The sequence below is a fragment of the Acinetobacter equi genome (assembly GCF_001307195.1).
GTDB classification, from domain to species: Bacteria; Pseudomonadota; Gammaproteobacteria; order Pseudomonadales; family Moraxellaceae; genus Acinetobacter; species Acinetobacter equi.
In genome coordinates, this window is record NZ_CP012808.1 from 2600241 (window position 1) to 2624590 (window position 24350).

The 24350-nt window shown below is 34.2% G+C and carries 18 protein-coding genes; 5 read left to right on the forward strand and 13 right to left on the reverse strand.

Going from position 1 to position 24350, the window contains the following annotated elements:
• Positions 1-47 precede the first annotated feature (47 nt).
• A complete protein-coding gene (locus AOY20_RS12310; protein WP_054582140.1) occupies positions 48-695 on the reverse strand; it encodes a hypothetical protein in 648 nt (215 codons plus the stop codon).
• Between the two features lie 130 nt (positions 696-825).
• Complete coding sequence (gene hglS / locus AOY20_RS12315) at positions 826-2202, reverse strand: 2-oxoadipate dioxygenase/decarboxylase HglS (protein WP_054582141.1); 1377 nt, start codon at positions 2200-2202, stop codon at positions 826-828.
• Between the two features lie 567 nt (positions 2203-2769).
• Here hglS and AOY20_RS12320 point away from each other — a divergent pair.
• Positions 2770-3393: a MarC family protein gene (locus AOY20_RS12320; protein ID WP_054582142.1), complete on the forward strand. Its 624-nt coding sequence runs from the start codon at positions 2770-2772 to the stop codon at positions 3391-3393.
• Positions 3394-3497: 104 nt separating this feature from the next.
• Here AOY20_RS12320 and AOY20_RS12325 read toward each other — a convergent pair whose 3' ends face one another.
• The 6 genes from AOY20_RS12325 to mhpT all read right to left on the reverse strand — a co-directional run bounded on the left by AOY20_RS12325 (position 3498) and on the right by mhpT (position 12326).
• Positions 3498-4757, reverse strand: coding sequence for an OprD family outer membrane porin (locus AOY20_RS12325; RefSeq protein ID WP_054582143.1), 1260 nt, complete (start codon positions 4755-4757; stop codon positions 3498-3500).
• Positions 4758-4985: 228 nt separating this feature from the next.
• On the reverse strand, positions 4986-5387 hold the full coding sequence (locus tag AOY20_RS12330; RefSeq protein WP_144424781.1) for a PaaI family thioesterase: 402 nt from the start codon (positions 5385-5387) through the stop codon (positions 4986-4988).
• A gap of 6 nt (positions 5388-5393) precedes the next feature.
• On the reverse strand, positions 5394-7184 hold the full coding sequence (locus AOY20_RS12335) for an acyl-CoA dehydrogenase (RefSeq protein WP_054582144.1): 1791 nt from the start codon (positions 7182-7184) through the stop codon (positions 5394-5396).
• Positions 7181-8836 (reverse strand): long-chain-fatty-acid--CoA ligase, encoded by a 1656-nt coding sequence (locus tag AOY20_RS12340; protein ID WP_054582145.1) that lies wholly within the window; start codon positions 8834-8836, stop codon positions 7181-7183. Before AOY20_RS12340 ends, AOY20_RS12335 begins: the two co-directional genes overlap by 4 nt.
• Before the next feature lie 70 nt (positions 8837-8906).
• Entirely contained in the window at positions 8907-10979 is a 2073-nt protein-coding gene (locus AOY20_RS12345; protein WP_054582146.1) for a 3-hydroxyacyl-CoA dehydrogenase NAD-binding domain-containing protein, read from the reverse strand.
• Between the two features lie 84 nt (positions 10980-11063).
• Entirely contained in the window at positions 11064-12326 is a 1263-nt protein-coding gene (gene mhpT, locus AOY20_RS12350) for a 3-(3-hydroxy-phenyl)propionate transporter MhpT (RefSeq protein WP_417855515.1), read from the reverse strand.
• 138 nt (positions 12327-12464) lie between these two features.
• Between mhpT and AOY20_RS12355 the strand changes: the two genes are divergently transcribed.
• The 4 genes from AOY20_RS12355 (at position 12465) to AOY20_RS12370 (ending at position 18368) form a co-directional block, all read left to right on the forward strand.
• Complete coding sequence (locus AOY20_RS12355) at positions 12465-12875, forward strand: MarR family winged helix-turn-helix transcriptional regulator (protein WP_054582611.1); 411 nt, start codon at positions 12465-12467, stop codon at positions 12873-12875.
• A 628-nt stretch (positions 12876-13503) separates the two neighbouring features.
• A complete protein-coding gene (locus AOY20_RS12360) occupies positions 13504-16092 on the forward strand; it encodes a plasma-membrane proton-efflux P-type ATPase (RefSeq protein WP_054582147.1) in 2589 nt (862 codons plus the stop codon).
• Between the two features lie 92 nt (positions 16093-16184).
• On the forward strand, positions 16185-17033 hold the full coding sequence (locus AOY20_RS12365) for a polyphosphate kinase 2 family protein (RefSeq protein WP_054582148.1): 849 nt from the start codon (positions 16185-16187) through the stop codon (positions 17031-17033).
• Positions 17034-17138: 105 nt separating this feature from the next.
• On the forward strand, positions 17139-18368 hold the full coding sequence (locus AOY20_RS12370; protein WP_054582149.1) for an ArsB/NhaD family transporter: 1230 nt from the start codon (positions 17139-17141) through the stop codon (positions 18366-18368).
• A 70-nt stretch (positions 18369-18438) separates the two neighbouring features.
• Here AOY20_RS12370 and AOY20_RS12375 read toward each other — a convergent pair whose 3' ends face one another.
• The 5 genes from AOY20_RS12375 to AOY20_RS12395 form a co-directional block, all read right to left on the reverse strand.
• On the reverse strand, positions 18439-19026 hold the full coding sequence (locus tag AOY20_RS12375) for a DedA family protein (RefSeq protein ID WP_054582150.1): 588 nt from the start codon (positions 19024-19026) through the stop codon (positions 18439-18441).
• 333 nt (positions 19027-19359) lie between these two features.
• Entirely contained in the window at positions 19360-20634 is a 1275-nt protein-coding gene (locus AOY20_RS12380) for a Glu/Leu/Phe/Val family dehydrogenase (RefSeq protein WP_054582151.1), read from the reverse strand.
• Position 20635: 1 nt separating this feature from the next.
• Positions 20636-21580 carry a formimidoylglutamase gene (hutG, locus tag AOY20_RS12385; RefSeq protein ID WP_054582152.1) on the reverse strand — a complete coding sequence of 315 codons (945 nt, stop codon included), beginning with the start codon at positions 21578-21580 and terminating at the stop codon, positions 20636-20638.
• A gap of 33 nt (positions 21581-21613) precedes the next feature.
• Positions 21614-22825 (reverse strand): imidazolonepropionase, encoded by a 1212-nt coding sequence (gene hutI / locus AOY20_RS12390; protein ID WP_054582153.1) that lies wholly within the window; start codon positions 22823-22825, stop codon positions 21614-21616.
• 15 nt (positions 22826-22840) lie between these two features.
• The gene (locus AOY20_RS12395) at positions 22841-24286 is read right to left on the reverse strand and encodes an amino acid permease (RefSeq protein WP_054582154.1); all 1446 of its coding nucleotides are present in this window, start codon (positions 24284-24286) and stop codon (positions 22841-22843) included.
• Between the last annotated feature and the right edge of the window lie 64 nt (positions 24287-24350).

Consider the following 24350-nt stretch of genomic DNA (forward strand, 5'->3'; position numbering starts at 1 on the left):
AATAAAAAAGCTCTCCACAAAGGAGAGCTTACTTATAAGTTATCAACTTATTTATCTTGTAAAAGTTCAATATAAAATTCAGTCATTTCATCTGGTAACTTTTCTGTTACTTGCTTAGACATGGTCGCAATATAATTATTATCCATTCTGAGCTTTACAAATTTATATGATTCTAAGCAATCATAAATAACATCATACTTATTCAAAATATCATGTATTTTTTCTAGCGATTGTAAACAACTCACAACAATTGCAACATGTGCCTTTTCATGCAAAGTTTTAGCTTTAAAACGGTATTGATAATGCATCAAAAGCTTTCTTAACTCATCAGTATAATCAATCATATTTCGTACTATAGTTTGATAACCACGATATAAATTATCATCTTGTTTAAGTTGTTCGATATTTTTCCCTTGATATTCAACAAAATAAAATAAAGCATCCATACTTTTTTTATACGTTTTAATGGCTATTCGAATTTCTTTTTGATCTTGCTCAAGCTTGTTTAAATACTGCGGTTCTTTCCAATCTGCATACAAAGACAATAAGACAAAAGCAATAAAAAAAATTGCCGATGCAACTAAAAAATCTGTCTGTATATCAAACTCAGTAAATAGAAAATACGAACCACTAAAACAACAGCTTAAAAGCACAACCCCTAAAAACAATATTTTCAAAAATTTACTTTTCGTCATCTATAAAAAACCTTATGTATGCTTATTATATTTCAATTGAAATATATTCTACTCTAGCCACATATTCAAATCATAGATTTTAGTATATCAACCTATCTTAGCGATAGATTGATATAATCTTCACTTCTGTTTATTTTTTCAGCTTTTCTTCTATATTTTCAATAGATTTTTGCTCTATTTTTTCATAAAGTTCAATTTCATCAATAACTTCACAACCTAAATAACTTTCAAATAGCGATTTACTTGAAGTTATCTCATAATTAATTTGATGATTTTCTCCTAAATTCGACTGAAAAATCCCTGCAGCAGAAACAGGTAAAAAATCTTCATAAACAATGGGTTCAAAAGAAACTATTCCTTTTTTAATCAAGCTTTCCAATTCAAAAAAATGATTCTCTTCTTTTAAAAGATCATCTTCTTTATTGAGAAAATATCGGAAAAATGCTAGTTTTTCTAATCGTAAAGAATTGTAGTCATCGGGAAATTTTTTAAAGTTTTCATTCAATATTTCCATATATTGTTCTGAGTTCTGATCATTAGGTATTTCACCTAATTGTGTTCTAGATTTTTCTAAAAGTTCATCATATAAATGACGCCCTTTAACTGTTAATGCAACACCTCGTTGTTCAATTTCCCCAAATCGTGCAGTATGTGTTCCCTGTTCAGAGATATGATAGGATGGAAATAATACATTTTCCTCCAAAGCTTTAAAGCTTGTTTGACGTAATAAAATCGGACAATTTCTCGGAGGTGGTCCTTCGATGACTGCTTTAGGGCTCATTCCCAATTTAAACATCTCTTTTTGCGCCCAATCTATATCTAAAACTCGTGGCGTTAAATGATTAATATGAGGTCCTTTGAATGCAACAACATCTGCAACTAATCGGTGTTGTTGATGTAATGATTCATACAATGCTTTACTAACAGCTGCTTCTTTATGCCATCTAAATGTTTCAAGTACTTCATGAATAAACTCTTCTGCATCAATTTTACTTAATCCACCTTGTTGCTCAAATTTGTCAGTCAATATCAAAGCACGTTCTGTAAAAATTTGACGCTTTTCTAAAATATCATGTGCGATTTGACGTAAATTTTCATCTTCTACCAGCTCTAATCTTAATAGTGATGTAAAAACACGAAATGGACTTTCATTTAAATCTTCAAGCTTTAGAGCACGAAATGCAGTTGCAAAAACAGGTACACCTGCTGGAACTAAATCGTAATATCCAACTGGTTGCATCCCCATTACAGCAAAAATACGGCATATAGTTTTAATCTCTTGAGCCGTCCCTAACCGTATTGCACCATGGCGCTCTAAAGACAAACGCTTATATTCATCTCTCATGTGTAATTGGGTATTTAATGCTACTTTTTGATTTAGCATTTCACCATTAATATGTTTGACTAAATCAAGTAGATCACCATAAAGAGGAACTTCCTTTTTGTACATTTCAGACATAAGTGCTGAAAATTTAGATCTAATTTGATTTGTACTTATAAATTCCATTTTTTCTTTTCCTTATATCTATTATTTTTTAACTCTATTTTCACTACATTTAACTAAATCACTCAATGTGACGAACCGTAAATTAAATATAGTGTTTGTTATTCTGCCATGAGTTAATGAATAGAAAAGTATTTGAATATAGCTTTTTGCAAATGCATTTTGAGTATTTTTTCAGCCTTTAACTTATATTTATGTTCTAATTATTGTTTATTCCTTCTATTTGATAGCCATTTTCTTCTACTAATTTATGCTAGTTTTATGCTTCTGTTAAATTTAGAGATTTAAAACATTTTTCAACTATAAGTTGAATCTAAATTTAAATTATGTTTAAGGTATAAAGCCAAGTCTATATAAATGAAAAGTGATTTTTCCAATTCAAATATACACCAAAAAAATTATGCAAAACAAATCTCAGTATATTTATTTTTCAGCAAAATAAATCAATAAATACAATTAAATCAAATACTAAATTTCACAACATTAGATGCTTTTAAAAATCATTTTCATATATTCTATTGTGAATACATAGAAAAGTATTTTACCCCAAAACTTGGGAAAGGATCTGTAATGAACTCTATTTTTGAACATGCTCTTACCATATTCATGGCATTCTTTGCCATCATGAATCCAATTGCAAATACAGCAGCATTTGCTGGGCTTACAGGAAACATGAGTAAAGCACAAAAACAGGCAACAGCACTCAAAGCACTAATTATTACCTTTATTTTAATTACACTTTTCTCACTACTAGGTCAAAAAATATTTGATTTATTTGGTATTACATTGCCTGCTTTACGAATCACAGGCGGTATTTTGGTTTTTATGATTGGCTATCATATGCTACAAGGTTCTAGTTCAAATATTCATTCATCAAAAAATGAAGACCCTGTTGGCTCAAATGATATTTCAATTTCCCCTTTAGCTGTTCCTCTACTTGCAGGTCCAGGTACAATTGCTACGGCAATGAACTATTCAAGCAATGGTGGCTTACAAGATCTTGTCACCATTGGTGTTTTCTTTATTCTTTGCGTAATTACATATGTTTGCTTCATATTCTGTAATCAAATTATTGAGAAAATTGGTAAAAATGGATTAACCATTGTGACACGTTTAATGGGATTAATCTTAGCTGTGATTGGTACACAAATGTTTATTGCAGGTGTACATGGTGCTTTTCATCTACCGACTTAATATAAATCTTTAATTCAATTTCTATAATTAATGCCATGTAAAACTACATGGCATTTCATTTCATACAACCATTAATCTAAACAATTTATCACATTAAATTTCAATTAGAATTTCCATGTATAGTCAATATTTACACGTTGCTCTTTTGCAGACTTAAATGTTGCTTTAGGACCAAAATCATTTTTGTAATCTTCATGTCTAAGTCTAATATTAACTCCTTTTAAAAAGGTACTTTGTATTTGATACGAGAGTTCTATACCAAATTTACGTTCTGTTAATTTTCGATCATCTCCCACCAAATTAACAAGTTCAATATCATGTCCTTTGGTATAACGAGTCATTAATTTTAAACCGGGAACTTGTTTTTTAAAATCATAATCATAACGAATTGAATATGCCTTTTCTTTGGGATTTAAAAAATCTGTTGCCCAAGCATCCATATACGTATTTGCTTCTCCACCACTTAAATATGGAAAACCTGTTTTCCCTGAATTATAAATATAGCCAGCAGTAAATTTATGGTTATCCACGCCTAAAGTTACTGCAATATTTCCATGATAATTATCGACTTCCCCAGCTAAACTTTCACCTGCATCAACAGTTCTGAAAATTCTAAAATCTGTAAATACATTATATTGTTCATCAATTTTATAATTATTTTTTATCCAGAATGTGTATTGATTATAAATGTCATCCAAATTGGCATAAAAGAGACTTAATGTCGTTTCTGGTCGAATATCATAATAACCACCTGCATAAGTTAAACCTGATGTTTCAACTGATTTATATTTTTGATTTGCACCTGAAAGCTTAATTTTTTCATAATTGGTTGAATCACGATGATTAACACGGTTTACATAGCCCGCTTCTAATTTTAAGTTTTGAATCTCTTTAGATTCTAATGCGACACCACGATAAATTTGCGGTAATAATCTTGCCTGTGATCCAACTAAAACAGGATTTACAGGAATAAATCCACCTACTTTTAGCTCAGTTTGAGAAAATTTTAATTTTCCTGCAATACTGCCTTTGGTAAAAGTTGATACAGGTTCTAAATCTGATTTTAATGGTGTTAAAGCTGTACCATAATATTGCTTATCTCCCCACAAATTAATACCACTGCCAATCAAAACATCTACACCAAAACCAACAGGACCTTCGGTAAAACCTGATTTTGCATTTAAAATAAAGCCTTGTACCCATTGTTTTGATGCCGGTTGAGTTGCATCATCGCCAACAAAATTTCGATCTAAATAAAAGTTCCTAGCTGTAAAAGTTACATTACTATCTTCTACAAATGCAGCAAAGCTTACGCTTGGAAAAACTATAGTTGCACTCATTAAACCCAATATAAATTTTTTCATCGTCTTTTTCCTTAGACAAAAGTTCCATATTCCATTGATAATTAATCAATAGATTTTTAAAGTTTTAAGTTGTTTCAATTACTATCAATAGCAAAAAATTATCTAAATTTTAACTGTTCGCATTTCGATCATTCCTTAATTACGTATTGTTGATGAGTCCCTCTCATCACTATGTACTTTCAATTTTGAAAACTTGATTACGTATAACCAAGTTTTCATAACGGCCAACTAAACTAAAGTAAATACAGCAGTCGCTTTACCAACTGCTTTACCATTCTGATAAGCAATACTTTCAATATTGGAAATTTTCTTACCTTGACGAATGAAATAAACTTCAACATTCACCTTTTCAAGCGCACAAGGTCTTAAAAAAGCAATATTTAAAGAAACAGTTGCCGATGCCTTCCCTTCATAAGAAAGTAATGCAAATAATCCCATTGCATCATCTAGCATTGCGCACAGCATTCCACCTTGCAGATGTCCCATAGGATTGGCAAATTCAGGTTTTGCTTGATATTCCAAACTGAGTTTTATTTCAGTTTCATCAAATTTTAAAATTTGACCACCCAAATGCGTATGAATTGCTGGTGGTTTTAAATCATCAAGCACGTTCGAAACATTCTTTGTCATCTATTATTACTCACCAAAATAGCTGTCTTTAAATTCTGTAATTACATCTCCTGCACTTCTTACAGTATGCGCAAGACCATAAATTTCAGATAAAATGACACGATGATAAAAACGAGCAGTTTCAATTTTTGCAGTTAAAAATGCTGTATTTTCAGATGGTGATGCTAATAATTCTTCTGCTTTAGATGCACTTTTTGCATGTTGCCAAGCACCAACAACAATACCCACTAACATTAGATATGGCACTGAAATTGAAAGTGCTTGTTTAGTCGATTGCATGAATTGTGCTGCAATAAGTTGGCTATTATCTTCAAGTACCTGAATTGCAGCTGCAAACTCTTTTGCAATATCAGTTAATTGAGCTGATGCTTGTGTTTCTGCTAATGTTTCTTTCATTAACCCAATTAAAACAGCAAGATTTTTCCCTTGATCTTTAACAATTTTTCGACCGACTAAATCGGCTGCTTGAATGCCTGTTGTTCCTTCATAAATCACACTAATTACAGCATCACGTAAATACTGAGCAACACCCGTTTCCTCAATAAAGCCTAAACCACCATGCACTTGGATGCCTAAAGTTGTCGTTTTTAATGCTGTTTCTGTTGCCCATGCTTTAAATACAGGAATAAGTAAATCGACCAAACCTTGCTGATGCTTTCTCACATTCATATCAGCATGACGGAAGCTCATATCCTGTGCTTGGGCAATAAATAAAGATAAAGAGCGCATCGCTTCCACTTGTGCTTTCATTGTTAAAAGCATACGGCGTACGTCTGCATGTTCAATAATCGCTACAGGTTTAGCTGTTTCAACATCAACACCTTGTACTCGTTCACGTGCATAATCCAATGCCGCTTGATAAGAACGTTCAGTTAATGCAACACCTTCCATACCAACAGTTAAACGTGCCATGTTCATCATGACAAACATTGCAGCGAGACCTTTATTTTTCTCACCAACTAAATAACCAATCGCACCCTCATCATCACCATAAGCCATGACACATGTAGGACTCGCATGAATTCCTAACTTATGCTCAATTGATACACAACGTACATCATTGCGTTCACCTAATGAACCATCCTCATTCACCAAAAACTTAGGAACAAGGAATAGTGAAATTCCACGTACACCTTCAGGTGCATCAGGTAATCGTGCTAAAACAAGATGAATAATATTGTCTGTAAAATCATGCTCACCAAAAGTGATAAAGATTTTTTGACCATGAATACGGTATGAACCATCTGCTTGTTCAATTGCTTTAGTCTTTAAAGCACCCACATCTGAACCTGCACCAGGCTCAGTTAAATTCATGGTACCGCCCCATTCACCAGAAACAAGTTTAGGTAAATATTTTTGTTTTAACTCATCTGATGCGGCATGACTAATTGCTTCAATAGCACCAATAGTCAAACCTGAACACATGACAAAAGATTTATTCGCCCCCATCATTATTTCATTGACTGCTGTCGATAAAATATAAGGTAAACCTTGACCACCAAATTCAGGATCAAGTGAAATATTATTCCATCCCGCTTGAACAAATTGTTGATATGCTTCTTTGAATCCCTTTGGTGTAGTGACTTCACCCTGATTTATTTTTAGACCTTCACGATCACCACTTGCATTAATTGGATCTAGGATATTGGTCGCAAATTTACCAGCTTCATCCAAAATTGATTCGTATAAATCAACACTTAAATCTTCCAGACCAGAAAGTTGAGCCAATTGCTCTTGATCTAACAAATGATTAAAAATAAAGCTTAGATCATTTAGAGGTGCTTTGTAGCTGTTCATGCACTCATTTCCTTGTCTTGTAGTAAACGCCAGTTAATTTTTCCGCTTGCAGTTTTTGGAAGTTCTGCAACAAACTCGACCACTTTAGGTACCTTATATGCCGACATTTGTTCCCGACACCAAGTGGTTAATTCTTCTGAGGTCATTTGTTGATTATGTTTTAACACCACTATTGCTTTAACGCTTTCCCCACGGTCATTTTTACTACAAGGAATAATGCAGTTCTCTAAAACTTTTTCATTTTTATAAAGAATACTTTCAACTTCAGATGGCCATACTTTATAACCTGAAACATTAATCATGCGTTTCAAACGGTCAGCCATAAAGAAATAACCTTCTTCATCGTAATAACCGACATCTCCCGTTTTAAAGAAACGTTTGCCATCATGTTCAATAAAGGCTTTTTCTGTAGCTTCAGGATTTTTCCAATAACCACTAAATAAGCAAGGGCTGGTCGATATAATTTCACCACTTTGGCGGACACCAAGTTCCTCACCTGTTTCAGGATCAACAATACGACTATCAACATCAAATAATGGAATTCCCAAACATTGACGCTTACCACGCCCATAAGGATTCAGATGTACGCCTGCCGTCATTTCAGTCATTCCCCAACCCTCAATAAATTCAATACCTGTTAAAGTTTCAAAATCTTGAGCAATTGCATGTGGCATTCCAGTACCACCACCATAAACGCAAATAAATGATTTGAAATTAAATTGATTTACATTTGGCATTGCCAATAAATCTACAACCATTGTTGGAATACAGCACCAATGTGTTAAAGCATGTTGATCAACCACCTGAGCAGCACATAAACGATCCCAACGGGTCATTAAATACGTGGTTGCACCTAACCAAATAGGTAAACACATTGCATTAATCATTCCTGTCACATGGAAAAATGGCGTTACAGCCAATACTTTTGCTGTGTTATTCCATGGACACCAATTAATTTGCGTTAAAATTTGGGCAACTAGTGCACGATGACTCAACATGCATCCTTTTGGATGTGCTGTTGTACCTGATGTATATAAAATGACCGCAAGATCTTCACCATTTCTTGATGCTTTATATTGAATCGGCTCATGTTTTAATGCAGTTTGTAAGTTAATAACATGATCATTTTCAATAACTAGAGCAGCATTTGTTACGGTTTCTGGAATTTGAAATTTTGTTTCAGTAAATAAGTCATCTGCATAACGTGCAGCAATGATGGTTGATAAACATGTGCTTTCACATAATGGTTCGAATTGATCTACAATTTCAGAGCCTACAATGGCAATTTTAGATTCTGTATCTGTGATGTACCATTCCAATTCCAAGGTCTTATTCATTGGATTTACAGGAACAACAATGGCATCACAGCGTAATACAGCATAGTAAGCAATAATAAAAGACACACTATTTTGCATACACAAAACAACGCAATCACCCGATTGAACATTTAATTGTGTTGATAAATATCCTGCAAAACGTTCAATGCGTTCATTTAAAGTTGCATAGGTAATTTGGCTACCATAATAATTCACTGCAGATTTATCTGGATATCGTTGCGCACTGGTTTGTAAATGCTCATATACGCCAGTTTGTGGATATGACAATCCATGCGATAAATGACGTGGCCAATGATTAAAATGTAACTTACTCATTCTTTATTCCCTCAAAGATGCCGATCTCATCTTCCTAATGTCGGCATCGTGTTATCCATTTCAAAAATATTTATGCAACTTTTTTTGCTAATAATGTTGGAATTTGCCAAAAACTTGCATCACTATATAAATCTTCTGCAAATTGCTGTATGCGATTTTTCATTACATCCAAGCCTTGCTGTTCTGCATAAAACATTGGACCACCTCTCCAACGAGGAAAGCCATAACCCGCTAAATACACCACATCAATATCCGATGACCGTAATGCAATGCCTTCTTCCAATAAACGGAAACCTTCATTGGTTAATGCATAAATACAGCGTTCTACAATTTCTTCATTACTAAACGTTTTTGCTTCAATACCTTGTGCTTGACGGTAATCTTCAATCAGTTGAATTACTTCTGCATCTTGATCACCACGACGATTCCCTTGGCTATAGTCATACCAACCTTTTTTCGTTTTCTGACCTAAGCGCTGTTGTTCAACCAATAAATCTGCAATGCCTGAGAATTTTTTATTTGGATTCATCTTTAATTGTTGTTTACGAATCAAATACCCAATATCGTTCCCCGCCATATCACACATACGGAATGGCCCCATTGCCATTCCCCATTGTTCTAAAGCTTGGTCAATTTGATAAGGTGATGCACCAGCATCAATCAATAATCCTGCGATACGTAAATATTCATTCAACATACGATTGCCAATAAATCCATCACAGACTCCAGCAACCACTGCAACTTTTCGAAGTCGTTTACCGATGTCTAAAGCGGTTACTAAAGTTTGTTGACTCGTCAATTCAGTACGTACAATTTCAAGTAATGGCATAACCTGAGCTGGACTAAAAAAATGTAATCCCACCACGGCTTCAGGGCGTTTGGTAACTTTAGCTAACTCATTTAAATCTAATGTTGAGGTATTGCTTGCTAAAATTGCAGACTCAGGGAGATATTCATCCATTTTTTGTAAAACAGAGGTTTTAACTTCCCAATCTTCAAAAACAGCTTCAACAGCTAAATCAACTTGAGAAAGTGCCGCATAATCTAAAGTAGTTGATAGATTTTTTTGAATATTTGTCGCTTTTTCTTCAGTTAAACGACCTTTGCTAATTTGTCCATCAAAATACTGACCAATTAAACCTAAACCACGCTCTAAAGCTGCTTGATTATTTTCAATTAAAGTGACAGAAAAACCTGCATTTAAGAAGCAAATGGCAATTCCACTCCCCATTGTTCCTGCACCAATGACAGCAACTTTTTGTACTGGCTGTGCTTGAATATTTTGAGCTAAATCTGGAATGTTTTTAATTTCACGTTCTGCAAAAAATGCATGTCTTAAACTTTTAGATTCAGCACTTTCAGTCAGCATCTTAAAAAGTTGTTGTTCTTTTAGAAATCCTGCTTGAAAGTTTTGTTCTATAGATGCTTCAATCGCATCAATAATTGCATTTTGAACAACTGTATTTGTATGTTTTTTAAGTTGAGCTCGTTGATTTTCTAGGTGCTGAAGTAGTGCTTCATCTGATTCGATATTTATATTTTTAATATGATAAACAGTACCTACAGATTGCGTTGCAAAAGCCAATGCTGCACTTAACACAGACTCTTCCGTCAAAACATCAATCAATGCAGTTTCATTTAACGTATCTAATTTTAATGGCTTACCAGAAAGAATTGTATTTAATGCCCGCTCAACCCCAATATAACGTGGTAACAGTTGTGTCCCCGCAGCACCAGGTAATAAACCTAAATGTACTTCAGGAAGAGCTAGCTGACTTTTCTCATGAACAATTCGATGATGACATGCTAAAGCAAGTTCTAATCCACCACCGAATGCAACACCTGAAATTGCAGCAACAATAGGTTTCGATGCATTTGAGATTAAATCAAATAAATCGTGTAAAGATGGAAACTCTAAATGTATTCCTTGTGAAAACTCATGAATATCTGCACCAGCACTAAATGCTTTTTCACCACCATATAAAATGATGCTTCGTATCTCATTATTTAACAATAATTGTTGTATTGCCTGATATAAGTCATGACGCAATGCATGTGATAAAACATTTAATTTTTCAGTTTGAAAGTGAATGATTCCAATATTTTGACTGGTTTCAATACGAACTTGCCCTTGAGTATTCATATGCATCTTCCATTATTTAAAGCATCAAACAGTTTTCACTTCAGCAAGAACATATTTATTCTTGCTGAAAATTTAGTTTATTAATTAAGAATTGATAGGATCTATGTTTTGACGTTTTTTCATCGTACTTAACAAAATCAGAATTAAAATTGCCGCCACAATAATTCCAGGAATTGAAGTCGCTATTAATCCTGTAGCTCCACTTCCCATAATTAAAACTTGTCCAGCAATTGCAGGACCCGCCATCGCACCAAAGCGACCAACAGTCATTGCAGTTCCGACACCTGTACCACGAATTTTTGCTGGATAAATCTGACTACCTAAAGCATATAAAACCATTTGCCCGCCAATCGTAAAACAACCCACTAATGCAGCTGCAAAATACATGGCATAAAGTGTTTCAAAAAGATTTAATGCCAACAACCCCAAAACAATGCCGCTATACATCAAAATAATGACGTGTTGCATTTTCCAACGATCAACTAAGACACCTAAAATCACTGTTCCAAGAAATGCACCTAAAGAGAAAAACATCATGATGCTATTAGCTACTTTTTTCTCAAAACCAAGTTCCATAAATAATGATGGCAACCAATTCAACAACATGTATACCACCATCATCGTGAAAAAATATCCAATCCATAACAAAATCGTTGGCGTACGAAAATGCTGATTAAATAAATCTTTAAATGAAATTTGTGGCGTATTTTGCTGCTGATTTTGTGTTGCTAAAAATGCGCGTGACTCTGGTAAAAACCACATCATTAGTGGAATGACCAATAATGGTAATATGCCACCAACATAAAAAATAACTTTCCAGTCTTCACTGAGTGATGTACTTGCGAGCAATGAAATAACTACGCCACCAATAGGCATACCACAATACATTAAGGAAATTGCTCGGCCACGTGCTTTTTCACTTACTGCTTCAGAAGCTAAAGCAACTAAATTAGGTAATGCAGCACCCAATCCCACACCTGTCATAAATCTTGCAAATAGCAAGCCGTTATAAGTAGTCACAACCGCTGTTAGAATTGAAAAAATACCAAATAGTGCGACTGAAAATATTAGTATTTTCTTTCGACCAACCCGATCAGCTAAACGCCCACCAATTACACCACCTGGTAACAATCCTAAAATTGCTGCACTAAAGAACATTCCTAATGCACTTTTATCTAAACTAAAATGCTCTCTAACTCCAGATGCTGCTACACCTGCAGATTGAAGATCAATCCCTTCAATCAATGCAATTAAAAAACAAATTAAAATTGTCATCACCACATTCTTTTGTGATGCATTTCCTTTGACATCCATACCAATATTTCCTTTTTTGTTTTTGGATTCCATTTAGTCACAAAAATAATCATTACAAAATTATTGTCAAGCTAACTTGACGTTTTATAAATTAGCAAAAAGTCGTACATCAAAAGTAAAAAAATGTTAATTTACACAACTCATCCTCATCTTTTAGACATAAAATTTATTGTGAAATCATTACGACTTTTACTTCGTTCCCGCCTTGAATGGGTAGAAGATCGCCTTATGGCGAGTGCTGAAAAAAATGGATATGGCTATGTATCACCTTCAATGGCAAGGCTTTATAGCTATTTAGGAAATGAGCCTATTCCTATGTCTGAGCTTGCAAGACGTTTAAAAATTTCAAGGCAAGCTGTTCATCAGTTAGTCGCTGAAGGTATTAATTCTGACTTTCTAACTTTGATTAATTCGCCACATGATAAGCGAATAAAATTAGTAATGTTTTCGACAAACGGTAAAGAGATGGCAAATACAGCACTTGCTGAACTTAGAAAAATTGAAATAGAACTTGAAAGTTCTATCGGTTCTGAAAATGTTCAGGAATTAAGAAGAATTCTTGAGCTAGATTGGCCAACCTAACATCTTCATCTCTCAGATTTTCCTTATCATTGATTTAAAGACAGTTCTTTTTTATTGATATGAAGTTTTAATATTTTATATAAAATCAATATATTAATTAACTTTAAGATGAAATAGAACTGCCTTTATAAATTGAATATTAAGCATATTATTTCAAAGCCATTTTAAATTAACTATATACTTTATTTTATATAAATAGGGATTTATGGTTTAATTCTAGCAAAATGATGAATATTCTATTTCCTTTACTTTTCCTAAGATTATTATTTTACTTTCATTCAAATTCTCCTTGTTTATAGTTTAATATTATATTTACAAATATAATAAAAGTTGACTAAAACAATAATATTTAATAATGATAAAATTCACACTATAATTCATTTAGATAAAACGAATCACAATAAAACTAATTAATTTAAAAAAATATTAATAGCAATAGAGTTAATAATGTTTAATTTATGCAACAAATTGTTTTTTAATGCAAAATGATTTTACTTTGTCACTCTTATAATCTAAATAAAAATAATTAATGCTGAATAATAAAATATTTTTCACATTTAAATGCTTCCTATAAATGCAGATTTAAAACCATCCTTTAAAAGTAGGCATTCGATATTAGGGATATATTATGGAAACAACGAACAATTCAACAAGTTCATCGACTGACCTCTCTAATCATGAGAAGCCCGCCAAAACTGAAAATCAATCTACTACTTTAAATACACAAGAAATTCAAGAAAAGCTGACCGATTTAAAAACCACAACACAAGGTTTAAATCAATCTGAAGTAGTTTCTCGTCTCACTCAGTATGGTCCTAATGCCATTGAAGCTCATGAAGAAAGTAAATGGAAAAAATTATTAGGTTATTTTTGGGGACCAATTCCTTGGATGATTGAAGCTGCTGCAATCATCTCACTGTTTCGTCAAGATTGGCCTGACTTCATTGTCATTACCGTATTACTACTATACAACGCAATTGTCGGATTTTGGCAAGATAACAAAGCAGCAAATGCCCTTGCTGCACTAAAGCAAGGATTAGCAGCAAAAGCACATGTATTACGCGATGGAAAATGGGATGCAATTGATGCAACACAACTCGTTCCAGGCGATATTGTTACAGTATCAGGAGGAGAAATTCTCCCTGCTGATTTATTGCTCCTAGATGGTCAATATCTTTCCGTAGACCAAGCCGCATTAACGGGTGAATCTCTTCCTGTCTCGAGAAGTATTGGAGATACAGTCTATTCAGGTTCAATTGCTCGTCAAGGTTCAATGACAGGCGTTGTCACAGCCACAGGAAATAATACCTTCTTTGGTCATACAGCAAAACTTGTCGCATCTGCTGGCAGCAAATCACATGCTGAAGAAGCCGTTCTTAAAATTGGTGATTTCCTTATTTTATTGGCTGTAACACTTGCTGTAATTCTGATTGGTGTACAAGTTTATCGAGATATTGTCGCTGTTGGACATTGGGAATGGAGTGAAGCAGGACAAATTGCTCAATTTGTTTTAGTTCTTTTAGTTGCATCAGTCCCTGTAGCAATGCCAGCTGTTATGTCGGTCACTAAAGCTCTTGGTGCTTTAACACTATCAAAGCAAAAAGCAATCGTCTCTCGATTATCGGCTATTGAAGAACTTGCTGGTGTTGATGTCTTGTGTTCAGATAAAACAGGAACCCTAACGCTTAATCAACTTACCTTACAAACACCTATTACTTTCAATAATACATCTACAGATGACATTATTTTAGCAGCATGTCTTGCTTGCCAAAAAAATAGTACAGATGCTCTTGATCTCGCTGTTTTAACAGCAATGAAAGATCCTAAAATATTAGATCAATATCAATCAATTGATTTTGTGCCATTTGATCCTGTAAATAAAAAAACCATTGGTCATGTGAAAGATGCTCAAGGTAAATCAGTTCAATTTTCAAAAGGTGCACCACAAGCCATTGGTCAACTCTGCGGAATTGGTGAACAAGCAGGTTCTGATCAAACATCACAGCAATATTATGGACAAGTCAATGAGTTAGCTCGTCGTGGTACACGAGCTTTGGGCGTGGCACGCTCTAATGATGAAGGAAAAACGTGGACATTATTAGGTATATTGCCATTATTAGATCCACCTCGCCCAGATGCAAAAGACACCATTGCAAAAGCAAAAGAGTTAGGTCTTTCAGTCAAAATGGTCACAGGTGACGATGTCGCAATTGGCTCAGAAATTTCTCGTCAACTTGGTCTAGGTCAAAACCTACTGAGTGCTAGTGAAATTTTTAAAAATGATAAAGATCCAAATCATATTCACACAGATACCGCACGTGCAGTAGAAAATGCAGATGGTTTTGGTCGTGTATTTCCTGAACATAAATATGAAATTGTAAAAGCATTACAACAGCAAGGTCATATAGTGGCAATGACTGGTGATGGCGTAAATGATGCACCAGCATTAAAACAAGCAGATTGTGGTGTTGCTGTAAGTGGCGCTACAGATGCTGCTCGTTCTGCGGCTGCCATTGTACTGACTGCACCTGGTTTATCGACCATTATTAGTGCCATTACTGAAGCACGTAAAATTTTTGAACGTATTACATCTTACGTGTATTACCGCGTTGCGATGACCATCGCCATTATGTGTGTTGTGGTTTTATCTTATATTATTTTTGATTTACAACCACTTACTGCCATCATGATTGTGGTTTTGGCATTATTAGATGATATCCCAATTATGACCATTGCCTATGACAATGTGAAGGTAAGTTCTCAACCTGTACGTTGGAATATGCACCGTATTATTTCATTCTCGTCTGTGATGGGAATTATTGCCTTAGCTCAAAGTTTTGGCATGGTTCTACTATGTAAATATTGGATGAACAATCCTGAATTAATGAGCAGTTTGCCAATGACTATTGATCATCTACAAACAATGGTTTTCTTACAACTCGCAGCAGGTGGTCAGCTCTTAATTTTCATTGTGCGTAATCGGGGTGCTATTTTTGCTCGCCCTTATCCACATCCAAAACTACTTTTAGCAATTCTTGTAACTCAAATTATTGCTATTTTACTTTGTGTATTTGGTATTTTCGTTCCTGCACTACCTATTGAAATGATTGGTGTTGTTTGGATTTATGTCATTATTTGGCTTCTTATCGCAAGCCTTGCAAAAATGGCATATTACAAATACATGGATCGCCAAGAAATCAATACAAAATCTAATTAATGAAATATTCGGTTGAATATCTTTTAAAAAGATATTCAACCAGTTAGGTATTAAAAATTAATCATATTGGTTTAAAAAAGAGACTTCATATTATGAATTTATATAAAAAGTTAGTTGTTGAACCAGGTAGTAAAGTTAAATTAAAAAAGGTAGATGCATCTTTCCATGCAGATTACAAAGATGAAGAACATGCCAAAGAAACCTTAGCTAAACATGTCGCTAAAATTGGTGAGTTACAACGTAAATTATATGGTGAAAAAAAACATGCCTTACTTATTGTTTTGCAAGGAATTGATGCCGCTGGAAAAGATGGAACATGCTGGCATGTAATGAATGCGATGAACCCACAAGGTACATATGTACATGGTTTCAAACAACCTACATCTGAAGAAAAAGCACACGATTTTTTATGGCGTATACATCCACACACACCTGGCTTAGGTGATGTTTCAATTTTTAACCGCTCTCATTATGAAGATGTATTGGTACAAAGAGTTCATAATATTGTGCCTAAAAAAGTTTGGTCACAACGGTATGAACATATTAATAATTTTGAAAAATTATTAAAAACCAATAATGTCACCATATTAAAATTTTTCTTATACATTAGCCCAGAAGAACAATTAGCTCGTTTTAAACAACGTTTGGATGACCCTTCTCGCCAATGGAAAATTAGTGAATCCGACTATACAGAACGTGAATATTGGGACCAATATATTAGTGCATACGAAGATATGTTAGAAAAGTGTTCAACAAAAGAAGCACCTTGGTTTGTGATTCCATCAAATCATAAATGGTTTAGAAATTTAGCCGTTTCAGAAATCATCTTAAAAACATTAGAAGATATGAAACTTAAACTGCCTGAACCAACTGTAGATTTAACTGAAATACAGCATAAATATCATGAGATAATAGAAGACCAAAATAAGCCCTCTAAATAAATAGCTTATTTACATAAAATTTCTATAATCTCATATGATCAACAAATGCTTCTTTCTTCATTTAAAAGAAGCATTCTCATTTTATAAAAGTTTAAGGCAAAGCCAATGAATTTAACGCTTTTAATATTTCTTTTGGTTTATATTGCCATGGGGTTTGGCAAAGTACCTGGCTTCAAAATTGATAGAACAGGTGCTGCCTTAGTTGGTGCACTAGCAATGCTTGCTATTGGCAGTATTTCAGCACAAGCTGCATGGAATGCAATCGATTATAAAACCATTGGTTTATTGTTTGGATTGATGATAGTTTCTGGCGCTTTTGCTGTTTCTGGTTTTTACGCATGGGCTGCAAATAAAGTTGCAACTCTACAGGTTAGTCCTGCAAAGTTATTAGCAGTATTTATTGTAGTAAGTGGTGTTTTATCTTCTATTCTAACCAATGATGTTGTTGTCGTCGCTATGACGCCATTACTCGTTTCAATTACATTAGCGAGGGGGTTAAATCCAATTCCATTTTTACTTGGCTTTTGTTTTGCAGCCAACACAGGTTCTGTTGGAACTTTAATTGGTAGCCCACAGAATATGATCGCTGCTCAGGCACTAGATGTCTCATTTATTGATTTACTTAAGGTTGCAGGTATTCCCGCTTTAATTTCTCTTCCAATTGTTTGGGGAATCATTTGTTATTTATTTAAAGGCAAATGGACTATTGAAAAAACAGTAAATACTACTCCAACCACCATTGTTCAACCGCAACTTAATAAACTTGAAACTCTCAAAGCTTTAATTGTCACCATCGTACTTGTCGTTATATTTATTATGGATATATGGCCACAAGAACTAGTTGCATTAACCGCAGCAGGTATTTTATTAATTAATCGTACTGTTGCATCTAATGATGTTCTTAAAGAAGTAGATGGAAATTTACTTTTATTGATTATGGGTTTATTCATTGTCAATGCAGCGATGTCTACAACTGGTTTACCACAAACATTACTTGCTGATCTCAAACATATGGGACTAAATTTAAATGATCCACTCTCATTATTTTTTACCAGTGCTGCACTTAGTAATATCGTAGGAAATAACCCAACTGTCATGTTATTAGTTCCATATTTAGAAACAGGACTAAATGCGAATGCCCTTTGTGCAGCCCTTGCATTAGGCACAGGTTTTTCAAGTAATATGGTAATTTTTGGTAGTTTGGCAGGAATTGTCGTTGTCGAACAAGCTAAAGCTAGTGGTATTCAAATTTCATTTATGGATTATGCAAAAGCAGGTTTTCCTGTTGCTGTTGTATGTATTTTCCTCTCTGCATTTTGGATTTATTTTATCTAATCCTAAAGATGTTATTGCCAAATTTGGTAATAACATCTTCCTTACAAATCACTTAATGTATAAATAATTTCTAATGCTCAATATTTTTTTTATTTTTAAAATAACAAAAACCACCGTAAATCATACCAATCATAATAATACAAATCACAACCAATCCAGTCACTAAACTAAAACGACTTTCATCATGAATCAAATAATCCCACAACTGATGCAGCCCATGTGTAACCTGTAAACCAATGGTCACAATAATAAATGCCCATAAAAATGAAGCAACAATATTTACAAGAAAGTAACGGATAAAATGATATCTTTTAATACCAAAGCTAATTGGAATAACAGTTCTTAACCCCCAAGCAAAACGCATAAACAAAATACTTAAAGTGGGATATTTATCAATCAAAACACTAGCTTTATGAAATTTTTCAGCAAGTTTTGGACGATCATGGATAAACTTATGGCCAAATTTTGCACCTATCTGATAGTAAAATTGATCACCAATAAATGCACCTAATGTACCCGCCAAAATCAGTATCCAAAATTTAAATACTTCTTGCTGAACAGCATAAGCACCTAATAGTAAAACCGTTTCACCTTCAAAAAATGCCCCAACAATAACGGCAAAGTAACCATAATTTTGTAATAAATCTGACCAATCCATATACGAACTCTAAATACAAATTTACTCTTAAAACAGCCATGCAATTTAGGCTATAGAATAAGAATTTTTAAAAGATGTGACATCGCCTCTTCAGAATCTCACCGAATAATAAATCACAACTTTAAATATATGGGCATGAAATCTGCCTAGGATGCTTAATTTATCACATGATTAAAAAAATTGATTTGTAATGAACATTAATACACAGAAATTAAGTCGATCGTTTATTTTTATTGTTAAATAAATCGGCTTTAAATCAAAATATAGATTATACGTTATTTTTTAATATTCCTCCTTTCATATAAGAAAGGAGGAATTTTTATTATGTCGGTTTTATCCTGGGAAAATACCGCGCTCTTTACGTGCTTCTAAAATACGTTCACACGCTAAAATATAAGCAGCAGTTCTTAAGCTACATTCTTTTTTAGTCGCACAATCCCAAACATCTGCAACAGCTTTAATCATGAGTTTATCTAGACGCTCATTAATTTCTTCTTCGCTCCAGAAATAACTTGCAAAGTCCTGTACCCATTCAAAGTAACTTACAGTTACACCACCAGCATTACAGATCACATCAGGAACCATGGTTACACCACGTCGAGTTAGAATGTCATCCGCTTCAGGATATGTTGGTCCATTTGCACCTTCAAGAACCATTTTAGCTTTTAAACGCTCAGCACGTTCAACTGTAATTTGCCCTTCTAGCGCAGCAGGAATAACGATGTCCATTTCGACATCCCAGAAGTTTTCATCATCAATTTTTGTTGCACCAATAAATCCAGCAACACCCTGATTTTTTGCAACGTATTCAATAATACCAGGAACATCTATACCATTTTCATTAAAAACTGTACCTGTATGATCTTGAATACAGACAATTTTTGCATTTGATGCATGGAATAAATTTGCAGCTTCACTCCCCACATTACCAAAACCTTGAACAGCAACTTTCGCACCATCAACTTTAAGGTTAATTTTTTTCGCTACTTCACAACCTGTAATATATACGCCACGCCCAGTTGCTTTTACACGCCCCAAAGAACCACCTAAATGAACTGGTTTACCTGTGACTACGCCAGTAACAGTATGACCTTGACCAGATGAGTAGGTATCCATAATCCATCCCATAACATTGGCATTTGTACCAACATCTGGAGCAGGAATATCTTTTTGTGGTCCAATAATATGTGCAATTTCACTTGTATATCGACGTGTTAAACGTTCTAATTCACGTGTAGAAAGTTTACGTGGATCGACACGAATTCCACCTTTTGCTCCACCAAATGGTAAATTTAATACAGCAGATTTAATCGTCATCCATGCTGAAAGCGCCATAACTTCACTTAATTCAACATTTTGATGATAGCGAATACCGCCCTTTCCCGGTCCACGTGATAAGTTATGTTGTACACGATAACCTTCAAAATGTTGGATTTTCCCATCATCCATAATAATAGGCACATCAACAATTAATGCTCTTTTGGGACGTTTTAATGTATCGACATAATCTTGTAAGTCTTCACGCAAATATGGAGCAACCCTATCAATCTGCGCCAAAAAAGTTTGCCAAGCACCGTTATTTTCATCAATATAAGAAAGATTAGACATATTATTCCTTGTTTTTTAACCAATTCTCATTACAAATGTAATTGTACGCAATAAATGCTGCAAGTCGAGCAGTTAATTGATCTTTATCGTAATTTGGATTACATTCTGCAATATCTAATAATTTTATTTTTCCACTTTTTTGAATGAAATAAATCAAATTTTCGAATGTTTTTAGATCTATTCCACGTACTGCAGGAGCGCTAACACCTGGTGCTAATACCGCAGAAAATACATCTAAATCCACCGTTACATAAAGTATATCAACCTTCTGAATAAAGTCATCTACTTTAGATAATAAAGTGGATGAATCACAACTATTCAATTCATAATCAAATACATAATCAACCCCAAGTTGATCTGCCATTTCAAATAATGATCTTGTATTTGCATGTTTTGCAATACCAATACATAAATAGTGAAATGTCTTTCCATGCTGTTGAGACAAATGCGCTGCTTGTAAAAATGGGGTACCTGATGTTGCTTGAGTATCATTTCTTAAATCAAAATGTGCATCAAAATTAATAATTCCAATCCGCTGATCTACCTGATGTTGATTTACATATTGAAACAAACCATTAAAACTTCCATAAGCAACTTCATGACCACCACCAAATACAATTGGCTTCATGTTTTGTTCTAAAGCCTGCATAACCTTTTTTGCTAATTTAGATTGTGCTTGTTCAAGTTGTGCATCGATACAACTCACATTTCCAAAATCTTGAATTGTTATAGGCTGATGTACAGGTAAATTAGCCAATTGTTTTCGAATTAAATCTGGTGCTTTTGCTGCACCAATACGACCATGATTACGTTTAACACCTTCATCTGAATTAAATCCTATAATTGCAAAATCAGCTTGTTCAGATTGATTAACCACTTGGTAGATTCGACAATGCTCTACACCAGCACCATCATCACGTCCCTTCCATTGATACGAATGACTCATATTAGATACCATTTAATTATTACAATAATTACCTTAAAGATGTAGCAATTGTCCTTTTTGGATAATCTTTTTATTTAAATCGCCACCTAACCAATAACTGAGTTCTGAAGGATGGTCGATGTCCCACGCAACAAAATCTGCACATTTTCCAATGTCTAAACTGCCATGACGATGCGCTAAGTCCAATGCTTGTGCAGCATGAATTGTCACGGCAGCTAAGGCCTGTTCAGGTGTTAAACGAAATAATGTACATCCCATATTCATCATTAATCTGAGCGATAATACTGGTGATGTTCCTGGATTTAAATCTGTCGATAATGCAATTTTCACCCCTTGTTGAATCAATTTTTCAACAGGTGGGTATTGTGTTTCCCTAAGAAAGTAAAAAGCACCCGGTAATAAAACGGCAACCGTATCTGCATCAGCCATCGCAAGAATATCTTGATCGGTCATAAACTCAAGATGATCTGCCGATAAAGCATGATAGCGTGCAGCCAAACTTGATCCACCTAATGCAGATAATTGTTCTGCATGTAGTTTGACTGGTAAATTTAAAGATTTTGCAGTCTGAAACACTTTTTCGACTTGTTGTGGTGAAAATGCTAAATGTTCACAAAAGGCATCTACAGCATCTATCAGATGTTCTTGATGTAACTGAGGTAAAATTTTCTGACATATATAGTCAATATAACCATCTGCATTATTTTTAAATTCAGGAGGAAGTGCATGTGCTGCTAAACATGTGCTTCGTATTGTCATAGGTAGTTCATCTGCTAATTGTCGAATTACCTTCAGCATTTTTCTTTCATTTTCTAAATCTAGACCATAACCAGATTTAATCTCAATGGTTGTGACACCTTCTTTTAATAAACTTTGCACACGCTTTTTGGCAGATTGAAAAAGATCAGATTCAGAAGCTTCACGAGTAGCACGAACCGTACTTGAAATACCACCACCTTGTTGAGCAATTTCGGCATAACTTACGCCCTTTAATCTTGCTTCAAACTCACCACTACGATTTCCGCCAAAGACACCATGTGTATGGCAATCGATTAAACCTGGTGTAACCCAAGCACCATCTAAATCATATGTTTCATACTTTCCTATATCTAAACATGGCATTTCATTTCGTGGACCAATCCAATCAATACATTCATTTTTTGTAATAATGGAACCATCTTTAATGATTGAATATGTACCATGTTTCATTGTGGCAATATGACAATTTAACCAAACTTTTTTCATGATATTTACCTATATTTAGCACTGATCTTTTTCAGTTTTAAGGCTTCTTTTTAATAAGTCTTCTGTATTTTCTGTTGAGTCTAAATGTGGGCTAGACATTGAAGCCATCTTAGGTTTAATTTTCACATAATAAAAAATCGCTAAAATTAAGAGCCATGTTCCACCAACATAAATTGCAGGTCTTGACGTTGGAAAATAAGCAATAATTGCTAATACAAAAACCATAAATATAATTGCAAATGCAGGAGCATATGGCCAACCAACAATCGGGAAATCAAGTGCTTGAATCTCAGTTTTTGATAATTTACGGCGCATACCAATTTGTGAAATTAGAATCATCAGCCACACCCAAACGGTCGCAAAAGTTGCAATAGATGCAATGATTAAAAATATATTTTTGGGAATGAAATAATTTAGAACAACACCAATTAATAAAACACTTGCCATAACAACAACCGTCATCCATGGCACACCATTTTTAGAAATGCGTGTAAATATTTGCGGTGCTTGCCCATCTTTTGCCATGCCATATAACATACGACCTGCACCAAACACATCACTGTTAATTGCTGAAATAGCCGCAGAAATCACCACAACATTAAGAATAGTTGCAGCAGATTGAATACCTAAACTCTCAAAAATTTGAACAAATGGACTCCCATTTACACCAATTTGATTCCATGGAAAAATTGACATCAACACAAAAATAGTCAGTACATAAAATAATAAAATACGGATAGGTACAGCATTAATTGCTTGAGGAATGGCAGTTTTGGGATCTTTTGTTTCACCTGCTGTAATGCCAATAATTTCAATACCACCAAAAGCAAATACAACTACAGATAAACATGCAACCAGCCCTGCTATACCATTTGGCATAAATCCATCATAAATCCATAAATTTTGAATGCTTGAAACTGTGCCTTGATCGGTTTGGAATCCAAAAATCATTAAACCAAGACCACCAACAATCATCGAAATAATAGCAACAACTTTTATAATAGAAAGCCAAAATTCGAGCTCACCAAATACTTTGACATGTATAAGATTAATTGCACCTAAGAATAATATTAAAGAAAGAATCCAAATCCATCTTGGTACATCGGGATACCAGAATCCCATATAAATTCCAAAAGCAGTAACATCAGCCAATGCAACAATGATCATTTCAAAAACATAGGTCCAACCTGTAGTAAACCCTGCAAATGGACTAATATATTTACTTGCATAATGGCTAAATGAGCCAGATACGGGATTATGTACTGACATTTCTCCTAATGCTCTCATCACAATATAGATTGCAATTCCTGCAATAATATAAGCAATTAAAACTGAAGGACCTGCCATTTGAATGGCTGTTGCTGAACCATAAAATAGCCCTGTACCAATCGCTGAACCCAGTGCTAAAAATCGAATATGACGAGTGTTTAAGCCTCGCTGCAACGTAGACTTTTGTGACATGATAATCTCCAATCCATGAGGAAATTTGTTTATATCGGCTACATCATGTAGCCGAGTGCTTAAT

Bases quoted from the DNA above. Each gene is read 5' to 3' on its own strand.
- AOY20_RS12330 (WP_144424781.1), bottom strand. From the start codon at position 5,387: ATGACAAAGAATGTTTCGAACGTGCTTGATGATTTAAAACCACCAGCA.
- AOY20_RS12340 (WP_054582145.1), bottom strand. From the start codon at position 8,836: ATGAGTAAGTTACATTTTAATCATTGGCCACGTCATTTATCGCATGGA.
- AOY20_RS12360 (WP_054582147.1), top strand. From the start codon at position 13,504: ATGGAAACAACGAACAATTCAACAAGTTCATCGACTGACCTCTCTAAT.
- AOY20_RS12345 (WP_054582146.1), bottom strand. From the start codon at position 10,979: ATGAATACTCAAGGGCAAGTTCGTATTGAAACCAGTCAAAATATTGGA.
- AOY20_RS12380 (WP_054582151.1), bottom strand. From the start codon at position 20,634: ATGTCTAATCTTTCTTATATTGATGAAAATAACGGTGCTTGGCAAACT.
- hutG (WP_054582152.1), bottom strand. From the start codon at position 21,580: ATGAGTCATTCGTATCAATGGAAGGGACGTGATGATGGTGCTGGTGTA.
- AOY20_RS12395 (WP_054582154.1), bottom strand. From the start codon at position 24,286: ATGTCACAAAAGTCTACGTTGCAGCGAGGCTTAAACACTCGTCATATT.
- AOY20_RS12370 (WP_054582149.1), top strand. From the start codon at position 17,139: ATGAATTTAACGCTTTTAATATTTCTTTTGGTTTATATTGCCATGGGG.
- hglS (WP_054582141.1), bottom strand. From the start codon at position 2,202: ATGGAATTTATAAGTACAAATCAAATTAGATCTAAATTTTCAGCACTT.
- hutI (WP_054582153.1), bottom strand. From the start codon at position 22,825: ATGAAAAAAGTTTGGTTAAATTGTCATATTGCCACAATGAAACATGGT.
- AOY20_RS12365 (WP_054582148.1), top strand. From the start codon at position 16,185: ATGAATTTATATAAAAAGTTAGTTGTTGAACCAGGTAGTAAAGTTAAA.
- AOY20_RS12335 (WP_054582144.1), bottom strand. From the start codon at position 7,184: ATGAACAGCTACAAAGCACCTCTAAATGATCTAAGCTTTATTTTTAAT.
- AOY20_RS12310 (WP_054582140.1), bottom strand. From the start codon at position 695: ATGACGAAAAGTAAATTTTTGAAAATATTGTTTTTAGGGGTTGTGCTT.
- AOY20_RS12320 (WP_054582142.1), top strand. From the start codon at position 2,770: ATGAACTCTATTTTTGAACATGCTCTTACCATATTCATGGCATTCTTT.
- mhpT (WP_417855515.1), bottom strand. From the start codon at position 12,326: ATGGAATCCAAAAACAAAAAAGGAAATATTGGTATGGATGTCAAAGGA.
- AOY20_RS12375 (WP_054582150.1), bottom strand. From the start codon at position 19,026: ATGGATTGGTCAGATTTATTACAAAATTATGGTTACTTTGCCGTTATT.
- AOY20_RS12325 (WP_054582143.1), bottom strand. From the start codon at position 4,757: ATGAAAAAATTTATATTGGGTTTAATGAGTGCAACTATAGTTTTTCCA.